Source organism: Mariniflexile maritimum, assembly GCF_009746565.1.
In the GTDB taxonomy this organism is placed as follows: Bacteria; Bacteroidota; Bacteroidia; order Flavobacteriales; family Flavobacteriaceae; genus Mariniflexile; species Mariniflexile maritimum.
The window spans coordinates 85,243-98,951 of record NZ_WRPN01000013.1 but is presented as its reverse complement, the minus strand read 5'-3'; the positions used below and the strand labels follow the sequence as shown (position 1 = coordinate 98,951).

Sequence of the window (13,709 nt, the reverse complement as noted above, 5' to 3'; positions counted from 1 at the left end):
GAGCGTGGGCGGTGTAGCGGCAACGGGCACGATCCAGGACAATGACACCATCACGGTAGCGAGCGTAAGCACCGAGACCGAGGCCGAGGGCACGAGCCTGGTGCACGACGTGGCACTGAGCGGTGCGCCGGCAAGCCCCTTGACCATCCCCTTCAGTTTAACCAACAGCACGACGGTAGCGGCCGACCTGGGCGCGATCACCTTCAGCAATGGCGTGGTGGACAACGGCGACGGCACGATCACCATCCCCACGGGCGTAACGGCCTTCACCATCACGGTAATAAGTATGGACGATGCCATCGACGAGCTGGACGAGCAGTACGGCCTGAGCGTGGGCGGGGTAGCCGCAACGGGCACGATCCAGGACAATGATGTTTGTATTTCCAATCCCGTTACAGATTGTGACGGCGATGGCGTTACAAATGGCGATGAATTATCACCTCCTGGAGGTGGTATCCCCACCAATCCAGAAGATCCATGCTCCTATAATGTTTCCGACATTACCTTAGTGATTACCTCAACTAATGATTGCGATGGCGATGGGGTACTTGATGCAGTGGAGATAGCTAATGGAACAAACCCTAAAGATCCATGTTTCTATAACGTAGCAGACATTACGGTAGCGATAACCGCTACCAGCGATTGCGATGGCGATGGCGTGACGAATGCAACAGAGATTGCAAATGGTACCAATCCGAAAGACCCATGCTCTTATAATATAGTTGATATAACTACCACAATTACAGCTATAAACGATTGTGATGGCGATGGTGTTGTTGATGCAACCGAAATAGCAAATGGCACCAATCCAAAAGATCCATGTTCGTATAATATATCAGACATAACTGTTCCAGTTACAACAACAGCTGATTGTACTGCTGAAATAAAAGTTGTTAAAACAGCAGATTATTTTGGTACTAATTTAGGAGATTCCATCAACTATACCATAACCGTGGAGAATACTGGAAATGTGCGGCTTACCAACATAAGCTTGGTAGATAGTTTTACCGACGCTCAAGGAAATGTAATTAATTTAACGACGCCTGTAACTTTCCAAAGCGCAAACCTAGGTAGTACAGCAGGTACCTTGTTGGTAGGAGAAACGGCAACTTATATAGCTTCGTTTACTATCACGCAACAAGCCATCAATGCTGGTGGCGTAAGCAATAGTGTAGTAGCTTCAGGAATTGCGCCAAACGGTAGCTCTATCAATGATATGAGCGATGATGGAGATGATTTAGATGGAAATTCAACAGACGATCCAACGGTAACTCAATTAGGTTGCTTGATTGTTTTCAATGAGTTTTCACCAAATGACGATGGCACTAACGACACCTTTGTTATTGGCTGTATAGAAAACTACCCTAATAATAAACTTGAAATTTATAACCGTTGGGGAAATATCGTGTACCAAAAACGTGGCTATAATAATGAGTTTAATGGCACCTCAAACGGAAGGGCAACAATGAATGTTTCTGAAAAACTTCCGGTGGGCACCTATTATTATATACTCGATTTAGGTGATGGATCAAAACCTAAAGTTGGCTGGTTATACATAAATAGATAATAAAGAACGACTAAAAAAAGCAATTGAAATGATACACAAATCATTATTAATAAGAAATATAATTTTAGTGTTTGTTACACTATTAAGTATAAAATTAAGCGCGCAACAAGACCCACAGTACACGCAATATATGTACAATACCATGAGCGTAAATCCAGCCTATGCCGGACAAAGACAGGTTTTAAGTATTACAGGTTTGTACAGAACCCAGTGGGTGGGTATTGATGGCGCACCAAAAACACAAACACTAGGTGTACATGCCCCACTAAGAAACGATAATCTAGGTTTAGGCTTATCGGTGGTTAATGATGCTTTAGGTCCCGCAAATGAAACGTACATTGATGCCAATTTTTCGTATTCCATTTATTTGGATGATAGCAATGATGAATTCACAAAACTATCCTTTGGTATAAAAGGAGGGATGCAATTACTAAGTACCGATTGGAGCAAAGGACGGTTTAGGAACCCAGACAATATTTTTGGTGAAAATATAAGTTTGTTTTCACCAACAATAGGTACAGGGGTATATTTGCACAGTGCTAAGTGGTATGTTGGGTTTTCTGTGCCTAACTTCTTAACGACCAAGCATTATGACGATTTCCAAGAATCGTTAGCTTCAGAAAAACTCCATTATTATGTTATAGGCGGTTATGTTTTTGATTTGAGTGAAACCACAAAATTCAAGCCAGCGGCTTTGGTTAAAGGAGTTTCCGGAGCACCAATCATTGCCGACGTATCAGCTAACTTTTTATTCAATGAAAAATTAACACTAGGCCTAGCATGGCGTTGGGACGATTCTTTTAGTGGTCTAGCAGGCTTTCAGGTAACCGACGGTTTATTTATTGGCTACTCCTACGATGCTACAACAACAAATCTAAATAATTACAACAGCGGGTCTCACGAAATTATGTTGCGATTTGAATTGCAAAATGTTGGCAGGATATTATCACCAAGATTCTTCTAAAAAAAATACTATGAAAACAAACAAACTTATAGCCACCATTATATTAAGTCTTGCTTTTTTATCTGGTTATGCCCAAAAGGATAAAATAAGGCAAGCCACTAAAGAATATGAGAATTTTGCATATTTAAAAACCACCGAAATATTATTGGAAGTTGCCAACAAAGGTTACACCTCTGTCGATATTTTGCAGAAACTGGGCAATTCATTCTATTTTACAAATAAAATGGAAGATGCGGCAAAATGGTATGCAGCGCTTATGGCAATGAATGAAACCGTTGATGCCGAGTATTATTTTAGGTATGCCCAAGCCCTAAAATCGGTAGAGAATTATACCGAATCAGACAAGTGGATGAAAAAATTCCTTGAACTAAAAAAAGACGATTTACGCGGAAGGGCATTCTTGTCGAAGGTCGATTATCTATCAAAAATTGAAGCGGCAAGTAGGGATATTGAAATTAAGAATTTGGATATTAATTCCAATCAATCTGATTTTGGAACAGCCCAATTCAACACTAAAATCATATTTGCCTCATCACGTGGCGGTGGGAAAAAATACAAATGGAACGAACAGCCTTTTTTGGATTTGTTTTCTGCTGAAAAACAAGAAGACGGGACTTACTCGAATGTTAAGGAATTTGGTGGCGATATAAATACCAAATACCACGAATCAACAGTCTCATTTACCCCAAAAGAAGACGTAATGTATTTCACAAGAAACAATTATTTTAAGGGGAAGTTTAAAAAAGACGACAATAACACCAACCGATTAAAGATTTATAAAGCAACCAAGGAAAGCGACAATACTTGGGGGCCTATTGAATCTATTCACTTTAATAGCGATGATTATAGTGTGGCGCACCCATCGGTAAATATTAACGGCACCAAACTGTATTTTGCCTCCGATATGCCCGGTACATACGGCAATTCCGATATTTTTGTTGCAGATATTAAACCCGATGGCTCGTTAGGAGAACCAATCAATCTTGGGTCTTCTATCAATACCGAAGCTCAAGAAACCTTTCCTTTCATCAACGAGGTGGGCGACTTGTATTTCTCATCCAACGGATTTGCAGGTTTGGGAGGTTTGGATATTTTTGTCATCAGGGATTTTGAGAAAAAATTTGAAAATAAACTGCCCCTTGTAATAGAAAATTTGGCAAAACCAATCAATGGCCCTAAAGACGATTTTGGGTATTATGAAAACCTAACAACCAAAGAAGGCTTTTTCACATCCAATAGAGACGGCGGTAAAGGGGATGATGATATTTACACTTTTAACCTACCGCAATGTACACAAACCCTGAAAGGTGTTGTTAAAGATGAGTACACAAAGGCATTGTTGCCTGGAGCTACCGTAAATCTACTCACTGAAAATGGCAAGCCTATCAGCCAAGTAACCGTTGGAAATGATGCCGCTTTTTCTTTTGAAGTGGCCTGTAACCAAGAGTTTTTGGTTAGGGCATCTAAAGATACATACATGCCAGATGAAGTTCGCGTTACAACACCAAATAAAAAACAAGAGCTTCAACTTGAACTTAGCTTAAAACCAGACGAATTAAAAATCCAAGAAGGCACCGATTTAGCTAAAACACTCAATATCCCAATTATCTATTTCGATTTTGATAAACACAACATTCGATATGATGCCGAAGTTGAATTGCAAAAAGTATTGGCGGTGATGAATAAATATCCAACCATGACCATCGATATTCGAAGCCATACCGATTGTAGAGCTAAAGCAGCCTATAACCTAATGTTGTCTGAAAACAGGGCAAAATCTACAAGACAATACTTAATTAAAAAGGGAATTGCCCCTAACAGATTAACCGCTAAAGGCTATGGCGAGTCGCAATTGGTGAACGATTGTGGTTGCGAACCCACAAACGAATCCAATTGTACAGAGGCCAAACACCAGCTAAACCGCCGCAGTGAGTTTATAATTGTTAAAATGTAAAGTCTTTTTTAAATAAATTTGAGTTAAAAGCTGCATTTTAAGTGCAGCTTTTTAATTTTTGGCAAGTTTTAATATTTTAGTTAGTATTTTTGCTTTCTATGGAAGAAGAAAAAGTGATACTTGTTAACGAAAACGACGAGCAAATAGGTACGATGCCCAAACTGGAAGCGCACGAAAAAGCCGTTTTGCACCGTGCCTTTTCGGTGTTCGTCTTTAATTCAAAAAATGAACTCATGTTGCAACAGCGCGCAGCACATAAATACCATTCGCCGCTGCTTTGGACCAATACCTGTTGTAGCCACCAGCGCGTTGGAGAAACCAATACGCAAGCAGGAAAACGCCGCTTGATGGAAGAAATGGGCTTTGTTACAGAATTGGTGGATACCATTTCGTTCATATACAAGGCACCGTTCGATAATGGTTTAACCGAGTATGAATTCGACCATGTTTTGGTAGGAACCTACAATGGCGAACCAAAAATTAATGCCGATGAAGTAGCCAACTGGAAATGGATGCCACTAGAGGCCGTTAAGCACGATATTTTAGAACATCCAGATTTGTACACAGAATGGTTTAAAATTATTTTTCACAAATTCTATCAACACATCAATATATCCAAATGAAGGTAACGGTAAGTAGAAAAGCCCATTTCAATGCGGCGCACAGGCTTTACAGAAAAGATTGGACATTCGAAAAAAACGATGCGGTTTTCGGAAAATGTAACAACCCCAATTTCCACGGGCATAATTACGAATTGATTGTGAGCGTTACGGGCGAGATTGATAAAGAAACGGGTTATGTGATTGATGTTAAAATTTTAAAGGACATTATTAAAAATGAAGTTGAAGACGCCTTCGACCATAAAAATTTGAATATTGAAGTGCCCGAATTTCAAGATTTAAACCCCACCGCCGAAAATATAGTGGTGGTAATCTATAACAAGATAAAGCCCAAACTTGATGCTTCATTGGATTTGGAGATAACCCTTTTTGAAACACCACGCAACTTTGTAACCTATTCAGGAAAATAACCAAACCCATAGGTTTTAGATCCTTATTGGTGGCATTTAAACCAAAAAAATGAAAAAGTTTGAAGAACTTAGATTTTTCTCAAAACCACTTCTAAAAGAAGCTAATTATGCTGCACATAGGGAGAAGAGAAGTAAATGTATAAATCCAGAATTAATTGAAAATTTATCTTTAAATTCTATTTATCACGTACTAAAATTTTGGTATCATAAAAAGAATGAATTACGGCTGTTTGTTGAAATCAATGATAAAGGAGAATTTGAATTACTTGACACAAGCATAACAAGGTATGAATCTCTTCCAATCATTCGATATTTTGATAATGGAAAATATGAAATAGATTTTCAGAAAAGACCATATCCAAACGGACGAGAATGGCAAGAAACAGAAATTAAAAAACCCGTTAGGAAACAATCAAAATTTAGAAAAAATGTACTTGAAGCATATTCGAATTGTTGTGCGGTCTGTGATATTAATCAACCTAGCCTTATAAGAGCCGCTCACATTTTGAATGTAAAAGATGGAGGACCTGACACAATAAATAATGGAATCGCTCTTTGTGTAAATCACGAAATAGCTTTTGACATTGGAATATTAACTATCACTACTGATTATAAAGTGAAAACAAAAAATGATATAGGAGTTCAATTACAGAAATTAAAACTTCCTAAAAGTAAAAATTATTATCCAAATAAAGAATATTTGAAGAAAAAAAATGAAATAATCACTGCTGCTAACAATAGCTATAAGTAATTACTTTTTCTCGACTACTTCTGAAAATCTGCAAGGGTTTTCAGTTTGGTTTGTACTTACTAAATTAACAGCTAAACCACGCAACTACTCATAGCCGAGACCATTCTATCCATTTATTTTTAAAACTATGAAAAACAAATTATACCCCCTAAAGTTTACGCCCATTTTAAAAGATAAAATTTGGGGCGGACAAAAATTGAAAACGCTATTGAACAAACAAAGTGATTTGCCAAATATTGGCGAAAGTTGGGAAATTAGCGATGTGGAAGGCGATACTTCCATAGTTTGCAACGGCAATTTAAAAGGACAATCGCTAAAACAATTGCAGGAAACCTATAAGGAAGATTTAATCGGACTTCAAAATTACCGCATTTTTCAAGATAAATTTCCGCTGTTAATCAAATTTATCGATGCCAAGGAAGATTTATCCATTCAATTGCACCCTAACGATGAATTGGCTGCTAAAAGGCACAATTCATTTGGAAAAACCGAAATGTGGTATGTGCTTCAAGCAGATAACGATGCAAATCTTATTGTTGGCTTCAACCAAAAAATGAACCGCGAAACGTACTTGAAGCATTTAGAAAATAAAACGCTCACACAAATATTGAATTTCGATAAAGTGAAAACCGGCGACACCTATTTTATTGAAGTGGGTCGAGTTCATGCCATTGGCGCGGGCGTAATGGTTGCGGAAATTCAACAAACAAGCGACATCACGTACCGCGTTTACGATTGGGATCGGGTAGATGCTAATGGTAATGAACGTGAATTGCATAATGATTTAGCCATTGATGCCTTTGATTTTGATATGCCAGACGATTTTAGGGTTAATTACGATAAAAAAGAGAATCAACCCAACGAAATGGTAAGTTGCCAGTATTTCACCACCAATTATTTAAAAGTAACCCAAACGCTTCAAAAGAAAAACCATCACGATTCCTTCCTAATCTATATGTGCGTTGAAGGCGAAGCGAACATTTTGGCCAACGGTTTTTTAGAAAACTTAAAAAAGGGAGAAACGGTTTTGGTGCCTGCAAGTATTGAGAGCTTTGAAATTAGTTCTGAAAAAGCGACACTACTTGAAGTTTATGTATAAAAAAATTCCCAAGAGCAACCCTTGGGAATTTTATTTAACAAGCAGTTCTGTTTGTTCTGTAATGATTTGCCTCTAACGGAAAATCAAATAAGGCACTACAAATGCGTTCTTGGTTGTTGGAATTATTCTTGGTTTTTGTAACCGTTACATTCACCCAATAGCCTGCTTTATCATGTTTTACAAGTTGGGCTTGAATAGTAAGTTCGTCGTTTACAAAAGCATTTTTGTACATTTTAAATTTAAAATTTCCAATTTCAGGAATGTCTTGTAAATAAAATTCTTTTATGGGGTAGGTGGCAACTATGCTTATTTTGTTAAAAAGCGCCTCAGGCAATAAAAAACCGTTTATGTTGCTTATTTCTTTGGTTACTAAAAAGGGTACGTTCGTGTTTATGTTTGTTTTCATGTTTTTTTAATTTAAGGGTATAACAATAAGGGCATTACATAGTGGTTGCGATACATAGAGTATCTTGCATTTGAGCAAAAAATGACATTAAAAATAACTTGAAGACGCTGTTTAATGGATGTGGATGTTTTCATAATGTTTAAAATTTAAAGGGTTAAAATAAAAAAGGTGCCTTTTTTTTTTGAAAAAGCACCTTGTTGATATAGTTGTAATGATATTATTTATCGGTTATTCAAGATGCCTGTAAAATTTGGTTTTAACCACAAAACGTGTTGCCAACGTAACCTGTTGCGAGGTTTGTTGGTAAATTCGTTTATATAGCATCGTTGTTGTGTTCATACAGAACCAAATATAGTAATATTTTTATAAATTAGTATGTTTTTATAGCCATTTTGTGCAATATTAATGTAATTTTGCATGAAATTAAATTATTTGAATTATGGCAAATGTTAGAAACCTAAAAAAAGATATTAATTACGTTTTAGGTGATATTATTGAAGCTGCTTATGTTTGGGAATTAACAAACACAAGCAAAGACAACAAAAAAAGTGAAGCTATTATTGATGAAGCTATTGAAACCTTTGATGCATTAATAGCCAAGGTAAACGCTAAGAATGTTGATAATGCAAAAGCGCATTTTAAGGCCATAAGCGCCGAACTTGAAGCAAAAGGAAACGCATTAATTGATAAAATAAATAAATTAGGATAAATTTATTGGCGGAGTGCTTGCAAATTTAATTTTTGCTTTTATATTTGCACCCGTAAAATGCCGATGTAGCTCAGTTGGCTAGAGCAGCTGATTTGTAATCAGCAGGTCGTGGGTTCGAGCCCCTCTATCGGCTCTCAATAAAATAAAAAAAGACCTTTCGATTGAAGGGTCTTTTTTTTATCAGTTCTATTTAGTTGTTTTTATTGCTCCGCCTTCTTTATATTGTCAATAAATTGTTGCAGGTTCTTCCCGTATTTTGAAGCCTTAACTTGTGGTGTTAAAACGTTATTAATGGTATCCAAAAACTTTATTTTTGCGTTGTAAAGCTCGGTTAATGCCAAGTACGGCGCAACTTCACTTTGTTTATGGTTCAATGCAAAATTAACGGTAAACAAATAACGCCTTTTTAAAAGATTGTCGGACATTTTTTGGATGCTGTCGCGTTTTAAGGTGTCGCCACGTTTTAGGGCTTCCATGTTTTCCTTAATCAAGTCCAGGTTTTGTTCGTTAAATCGCGACATCATCAACTTATATTCCTCAAATACTTTTTGCTGGGGCGACCCATTTATTTTGGCTTCGTAGCCAAAACCTTTAAGCGACGTTTTTATTTCGGTTACACCCTTATCGGCAAAGAAAATAATGCGGTCGTTTTCTGAACTGTTTTTGTCTAAAAACAAATAAAACACTTCTGCCGATTCCAAAGGGGCATGAAGCTCAACCTGCGATTGGCCATTAATAGCTACGGTATCAACGGTAATAAGGTTTTCATTTTTAATTTTCTTTAAATAAAGGACGCCTTTTTTCAAATCATTCACATGAACCTTCACGGTTAAATCATGTTGTTCTTTGCTGCATGCAATGAGTAAAAGGGCGAAAATGGCAAACGAAATTTTTTTCATGAAAGGAACATATTTTAAAAAGCAAATATCTAATAATTATATTTTAAATGCTAATGGGTTTTTATTATTTTAAAATGTTAATTTTTTGCCAAAAGGCTTATTGTTTAGCCAGGATAAAATAGTTTGGCACGCAAATTGTTTTAAAGTTTTAAGTTGCATTCTATATAAAGGTTTATTGAGTGGTTACTTTAAACTGTAGAAATGTTATCTATATTTTGGTTGGTTAGTTAGAAAAAAAGCACCCTTTTTGGGGTGCTTTTTTTGTTTTTATACCATTCAGAAACATGTATTTCGTCGATTATATGCTATATTTCATCCAACAATGTTAAAATTAAGTGTATTTCATCGAAATAATATGTATTTTACCGTCTATATTCATTTATAATTATATCTTTGAAGTGTACTAAATAACATACTTTTTAGTTCAATGGATTAATTAATTAATATTTGCATTATGTTGTTGAAATAGAGACCCTAAATCTACATCGTAATAAATAAAGCAAATTGAAAGAAAACCGAGTTTGAGGGAACTCGGTTTTTTTGTTTTTTAGAAGTTCCTAAACGTTTTTGCTAAAGCTGTAAATAAGAATAGGCCCAAAACATTAATACAAATTGCATGGGAATTCTTAAAATTAATGCCCATCGTGGTAATCCGGCAGCGGCTTTTTTGTTGGTAAGCATGTAAATATGCACCGATAAAAAAATGAGGAGCATGCTAATTATCAAAAAGATAGCTACGTTTTTTAGTAACGGAAAGCAAAGCGAAATTCCTAAAATTACTTCGGCAATGCCACTTAAAAACACCATGAATTTGTGATTGGGCACATAGTTGGGCATTATGCGTAGGTACATTGTCGGTTTTATAAAATGAAACATTCCAGCAACGATGTATAATGTTGCCATTGCGTATAAATGCCAAGGATAGACCATAAAAAATTTTAATTTTTCTAAATTAGCACAAATATTTCTGGATATGAAGTTTGCTGCGGCTTTTCTTATTTTACTGCTGTGCTTTAGTGCATTTGCCCAATTGCCAGAAGGCTTTGTGTATGTGAAATCCATCATTCCCGATTTGGATGTTGAGTTGCGCTATAACACCACCAACAACTTTGTGGGCAAGCGTATTGATGGTTATAATTCCAATAAATTAATCTTAACCAACGAAACCGCTGTGGCCTTGAAACAGGTACACGAAGCACTGCAAAACCAGAATGTTTGCTTAAAAGTATATGATGGATATAGGCCCCAGCGGGCAGTAAACCATTTTATGCGTTGGGCAGCAAGTTTGAACGATACGATTAATAAACAGGTGTTTTATCCTGACATTGATAAGAAGAGGTTGTTTGAGGAAGATTATATTGCCACGCGATCGGGCCACAGCAAGGGCAGCACGGTTGATGTAACTCTTATTGACGGCAATACAGGAAAGCCACTGGATATGGGCAGTAGCTACGATTTTTTTGGTGAGGCATCGTGGATAGACTACCCGAAGTTGACCGCCACCCAAAAAGCAAATAGACAACTTTTGCTAACCACAATGTTAAAATATGGATTTAAAAATTATCCTAAGGAATGGTGGCATTTTACGTTAAAAAATGAACCGTTTCCCAATACGTTTTTCGATTTCCCTATTGAATAACTTTGGTGTTCTTGGTTGATGGTCATCTGTTCTCGGTTCGCTCAATACCAACGGTTCTTCTTCTTTTTTGAAGCTTCACTTTTACGCCCTTTTTTGTACTTGCTTTTTCCGGGTGTTCTGTGTATTTCTTTTTTAGCTTTGGGGTCCAACGGATAGGGATGCTCTTCAATAACATTCAATTGTAATTGAATAAGCTGCTGAATGGCTGCTACATAGGTTTTTTCATCTGCCGAACAAAACGAATAGGCGGTTCCCGATTTTCCTGCCCTGGCCGTTCTGCCAATTCTATGCACGTAGGTTTCGGGTATATTGGGCAAATCGAAATTTATAACCGCATCCAATTCATTGATGTCAATGCCACGTGCTGCCACATCGGTTGCAATTAAAATATTTACCTTATTCATTTTAAAACTGTTTAAGGCATCTTCCCTTAAATTCTGACTTTTATCACCGTGCAAACTCGCTACCTTATAGCCATTGCTTTTTAGGGTTTGTTCTAATTTTTCAACGCCAAATTTGGTACGCCTAAAAATAAGGATACTGCCTTTTATACTGTTTCTTAGTAGGTGCAGGCACAATTCAATTTTGTTTCTCTTTGGAACATAATACAGCACCTGGTTGACGTTTTTGGAAGTTGAGGAGTTTTGTGCCACTTCCACACGTTCTGGCTCACATAAAATGGCGTTTGCCAGTTGTTCTACCTTAAATGGGATGGTTGCCGAAAACAACAAAATCTGTTTTTCATGGGTACAGAGATGCTCAATTTTTTTAACATCATCAATAAAACCCATATCCAGCATTAAATCGGCTTCATCTAAAACCAAGGTTTCCACATAATCCAGATTAATGATGTCTTGTTTGTGCAAATCGAGTAAACGCCCGGGCGTTGCAATTAAAATATCGACGCCTTTTTTCAACACATCTATTTGGGGCTCGATGGCTGCACCACCAAAAACAACGGTGGTTCTTAAATTGGTATAAGTGCTGTATTTTTTGAAATTTTCGTTTATTTGAATGGCCAATTCGCGGGTTGGACTGATGATGAGCGCCCTTATTTTTTTTCCTTTTTTTGAAACGTCCTGCTTATCGAATAGCATTTGCAGAATGGGAAGCGCAAAAGCGGCCGTTTTTCCGGTGCCCGTTTGTGCCGACACAATCACGTCTTTTTTTGCCAAAACAAAAGGAATGGTTTTTTGTTGCACTAAGGTTGGGTTATCGTAACCCGCTTCGGCAACGGCACGTAAAATGGGTCTGTTAAGTTGTAAATCTTTAAACGACATCTGGTAAAATTTGCCACAAAGATAACTTAAAAGTTTTTGCGATGGGGTTTTTGTTTTTTGGTATTCAATTGTATGTCAATTGTTGCTAGAACCAATCTGGTTAAATGTGCTCTTCTAAAACCAATTATGATTTGTTTGATACTGTTTTCTTATACAAAAACTCCATAATAAAACACCCCAAAATGATGCTTAAAGAAATGATAACGCCCGTTTTGTTTTGACTGAATTGTTGCGTTATTAAAGCGAGAAACGCGAGGCTACACAATAAAAAACCGGTGGTATGAATCCATTTTTTGGAGTGTAGTAGGTTGTGTTTTTTGGTGCCAATATAGTTTACTATGGCAAAAATGAACAAAAATCCGGCACTACCAGCGGTCGAGATGCTTTCAAGATTAAAGGTGTTAACCAAAATTAAGGAAAGTATTGCCGTTATGATTAGCCCTACGGGTTTACCCCAAAATTGGTGGCAAAAATAATGTGGCAATTCGTTGTCCTTGGCAATGTTGTAATTAACACGACTACTGCCCAAAACCGTTGCATTTATTGCCGAAAACGTCGATATCATGGCTGTAATTGCCATCATGGTAAACCCTATGTTGCCCAAAAGGGGTTCGGCGGTTTTTGCGAGTACATAATCTTTGGCCGTAGCTATTTGGTTGAATGGGAGCGATCCAATGGTAACAATGGCTATCAATATATAAAGTAGCACTACAAAACCAACGGCGCCAAAATAAGCCTTTTCGGTGTTTTGCTCTCTGTTTTTCAAATCGGAAATGGAATTCGCTATCAGTTCAAAGCCTTCATAAGCAACAAAAATAACCATGCCGCCGGTTAACAAGCGCAACGGACTTTCCCAATGGCTCGGGTTTAATTGCTGAAGATTTTCGGGATGCAATGAAAACCCATAAAACCCAATGCCAACAAAACCCAATAGTATGATGAGCTTGATGAATACAGAAACCGACTCTATTTCCCCAACCAACTTGATGCTTAAATAATTGACAACCAAAGCTGTACAGATGATGGCGCTTTGAAAAATATGGATATCTGTATTTTTGTTCCCCGTGAGGTGTATAAGTTGTTGGGCATACGAACCAAAGGCTGAAGCGTACAGAGCCAGCATCACAATATAGCTAAGCCATAACAGATTATTGATGCCGCCGCCAAAAACGCCATCGCCAAATTGCTGGTGCACAAAATAGACCGTACCGCCATTTTTAGGATATTTTTTTGAGAGTTTTGCGTAGGAATAGGCAGTTAATAAAGCAATTATGCCTGCAAACAGGAAGGCTAGAGGGGTACCGCCTTTGGCTAGCGAAACGGCTAGACCCAAAACAGCAAATATGCCGCCACCAACCATACCGCCAATGCCTATGGAAATAGCCTCCGTTAAACCTATTTTTTTAGGCAT

14 protein-coding genes and 1 tRNA gene are annotated in these 13,709 nt (G+C 37.4%); 10 read left to right on the top strand and 5 right to left on the bottom strand.

Going from position 1 to position 13,709, the window contains the following annotated elements; genetic code table 11:
- The 7 genes from GQO80_RS14470 to GQO80_RS14440 form a co-directional block, all read left to right on the top strand.
- On the top strand, nt 1–1,567 hold a 1,567-nt coding region (locus GQO80_RS14470), incomplete at its 5' end, for a T9SS type B sorting domain-containing protein (protein ID WP_157209080.1).
- Between the two features lie 28 nt (nt 1,568–1,595).
- Nucleotides 1,596–2,531: a PorP/SprF family type IX secretion system membrane protein gene (locus tag GQO80_RS14465; protein WP_157209079.1), complete on the top strand. Its 936-nt coding sequence runs from the start codon at nt 1,596–1,598 to the stop codon at nt 2,529–2,531.
- Between the two features lie 10 nt (nt 2,532–2,541).
- On the top strand, nt 2,542–4,485 hold the full coding sequence (locus GQO80_RS14460) for an OmpA family protein (RefSeq protein WP_157209078.1): 1,944 nt from the start codon (nt 2,542–2,544) through the stop codon (nt 4,483–4,485).
- Nucleotides 4,486–4,583: 98 nt separating this feature from the next.
- On the top strand, nt 4,584–5,108 hold the full coding sequence (gene idi / locus GQO80_RS14455) for an isopentenyl-diphosphate Delta-isomerase (RefSeq protein WP_157209077.1): 525 nt from the start codon (nt 4,584–4,586) through the stop codon (nt 5,106–5,108).
- Nucleotides 5,105–5,515, top strand: coding sequence for a 6-pyruvoyl trahydropterin synthase family protein (locus GQO80_RS14450; RefSeq protein ID WP_157209076.1), 411 nt, complete (start codon nt 5,105–5,107; stop codon nt 5,513–5,515). The genes idi and GQO80_RS14450 overlap by 4 nt, the downstream gene beginning before the upstream one ends.
- 49 nt (nt 5,516–5,564) lie before the next feature.
- Nucleotides 5,565–6,266, top strand: a complete 702-nt coding sequence (locus GQO80_RS14445) for an HNH endonuclease (RefSeq protein WP_157209075.1) — start codon at nt 5,565–5,567, stop codon at nt 6,264–6,266.
- A 127-nt stretch (nt 6,267–6,393) separates the two neighbouring features.
- Nucleotides 6,394–7,365 (top strand): type I phosphomannose isomerase catalytic subunit, encoded by a 972-nt coding sequence (locus GQO80_RS14440; protein ID WP_157209074.1) that lies wholly within the window; start codon nt 6,394–6,396, stop codon nt 7,363–7,365.
- A 34-nt stretch (nt 7,366–7,399) separates the two neighbouring features.
- Here the strand turns inward: GQO80_RS14440 and GQO80_RS14435 are convergent, their stop codons facing one another.
- The gene (locus GQO80_RS14435) at nt 7,400–7,771 is read right to left on the bottom strand and encodes a hypothetical protein (protein ID WP_157209073.1); all 372 of its coding nucleotides are present in this window, start codon (nt 7,769–7,771) and stop codon (nt 7,400–7,402) included.
- Nucleotides 7,772–8,210: 439 nt separating this feature from the next.
- Here GQO80_RS14435 and GQO80_RS14430 point away from each other — a divergent pair, with 439 nt between their 5' ends.
- Complete coding sequence (locus GQO80_RS14430; RefSeq protein ID WP_157209072.1) at nt 8,211–8,480, top strand: hypothetical protein; 270 nt, start codon at nt 8,211–8,213, stop codon at nt 8,478–8,480.
- Nucleotides 8,481–8,539: 59 nt separating this feature from the next.
- Nucleotides 8,540–8,613, top strand: a tRNA-Thr gene (locus GQO80_RS14425).
- 67 nt (nt 8,614–8,680) lie between these two features.
- On the opposite strand, the gene GQO80_RS14420 is transcribed toward GQO80_RS14425, so the two are convergent.
- On the bottom strand, nt 8,681–9,379 hold the full coding sequence (locus tag GQO80_RS14420) for a DUF4369 domain-containing protein (protein WP_157209071.1): 699 nt from the start codon (nt 9,377–9,379) through the stop codon (nt 8,681–8,683).
- A 570-nt stretch (nt 9,380–9,949) separates the two neighbouring features.
- Nucleotides 9,950–10,231 carry a DoxX family protein gene (locus tag GQO80_RS14415; protein WP_317163243.1) on the bottom strand — a complete coding sequence of 94 codons (282 nt, stop codon included), beginning with the start codon at nt 10,229–10,231 and terminating at the stop codon, nt 9,950–9,952.
- Nucleotides 10,232–10,352: 121 nt separating this feature from the next.
- Between GQO80_RS14415 and GQO80_RS14410 the strand changes: the two genes are divergently transcribed.
- Nucleotides 10,353–11,018, top strand: a complete 666-nt coding sequence (locus tag GQO80_RS14410; RefSeq protein ID WP_157209069.1) for a M15 family metallopeptidase — start codon at nt 10,353–10,355, stop codon at nt 11,016–11,018.
- A gap of 41 nt (nt 11,019–11,059) precedes the next feature.
- On the opposite strand, the gene GQO80_RS14405 is transcribed toward GQO80_RS14410, so the two are convergent.
- Both GQO80_RS14405 and GQO80_RS14400 read right to left on the bottom strand, forming a co-directional pair.
- Entirely contained in the window at nt 11,060–12,298 is a 1,239-nt protein-coding gene (locus GQO80_RS14405; RefSeq protein ID WP_157209068.1) for a DEAD/DEAH box helicase, read from the bottom strand.
- A gap of 124 nt (nt 12,299–12,422) precedes the next feature.
- Nucleotides 12,423–13,709 carry an APC family permease gene (locus tag GQO80_RS14400; RefSeq protein ID WP_157209067.1) on the bottom strand — a complete coding sequence of 429 codons (1,287 nt, stop codon included), beginning with the start codon at nt 13,707–13,709 and terminating at the stop codon, nt 12,423–12,425.

Coding starts and splice junctions, on each gene's coding strand:
- GQO80_RS14465 (WP_157209079.1), top strand. CDS start 1,596: ATGATACACAAATCATTATTAATAAGAAATATAATTTTAGTGTTTGTT.
- GQO80_RS14460 (WP_157209078.1), top strand. CDS start 2,542: ATGAAAACAAACAAACTTATAGCCACCATTATATTAAGTCTTGCTTTT.
- idi (WP_157209077.1), top strand. CDS start 4,584: ATGGAAGAAGAAAAAGTGATACTTGTTAACGAAAACGACGAGCAAATA.
- GQO80_RS14450 (WP_157209076.1), top strand. CDS start 5,105: ATGAAGGTAACGGTAAGTAGAAAAGCCCATTTCAATGCGGCGCACAGG.
- GQO80_RS14445 (WP_157209075.1), top strand. CDS start 5,565: ATGAAAAAGTTTGAAGAACTTAGATTTTTCTCAAAACCACTTCTAAAA.
- GQO80_RS14440 (WP_157209074.1), top strand. CDS start 6,394: ATGAAAAACAAATTATACCCCCTAAAGTTTACGCCCATTTTAAAAGAT.
- GQO80_RS14435 (WP_157209073.1), bottom strand. CDS start 7,771: ATGAAAACAAACATAAACACGAACGTACCCTTTTTAGTAACCAAAGAA.
- GQO80_RS14430 (WP_157209072.1), top strand. CDS start 8,211: ATGGCAAATGTTAGAAACCTAAAAAAAGATATTAATTACGTTTTAGGT.
- GQO80_RS14420 (WP_157209071.1), bottom strand. CDS start 9,379: ATGAAAAAAATTTCGTTTGCCATTTTCGCCCTTTTACTCATTGCATGC.
- GQO80_RS14415 (WP_317163243.1), bottom strand. CDS start 10,231: ATGTACCTACGCATAATGCCCAACTATGTGCCCAATCACAAATTCATG.
- GQO80_RS14410 (WP_157209069.1), top strand. CDS start 10,353: ATGAAGTTTGCTGCGGCTTTTCTTATTTTACTGCTGTGCTTTAGTGCA.
- GQO80_RS14405 (WP_157209068.1), bottom strand. CDS start 12,298: ATGTCGTTTAAAGATTTACAACTTAACAGACCCATTTTACGTGCCGTT.
- GQO80_RS14400 (WP_157209067.1), bottom strand. CDS start 13,709: ATGCCTAAAAAAATAGGTTTAACGGAGGCTATTTCCATAGGCATTGGC.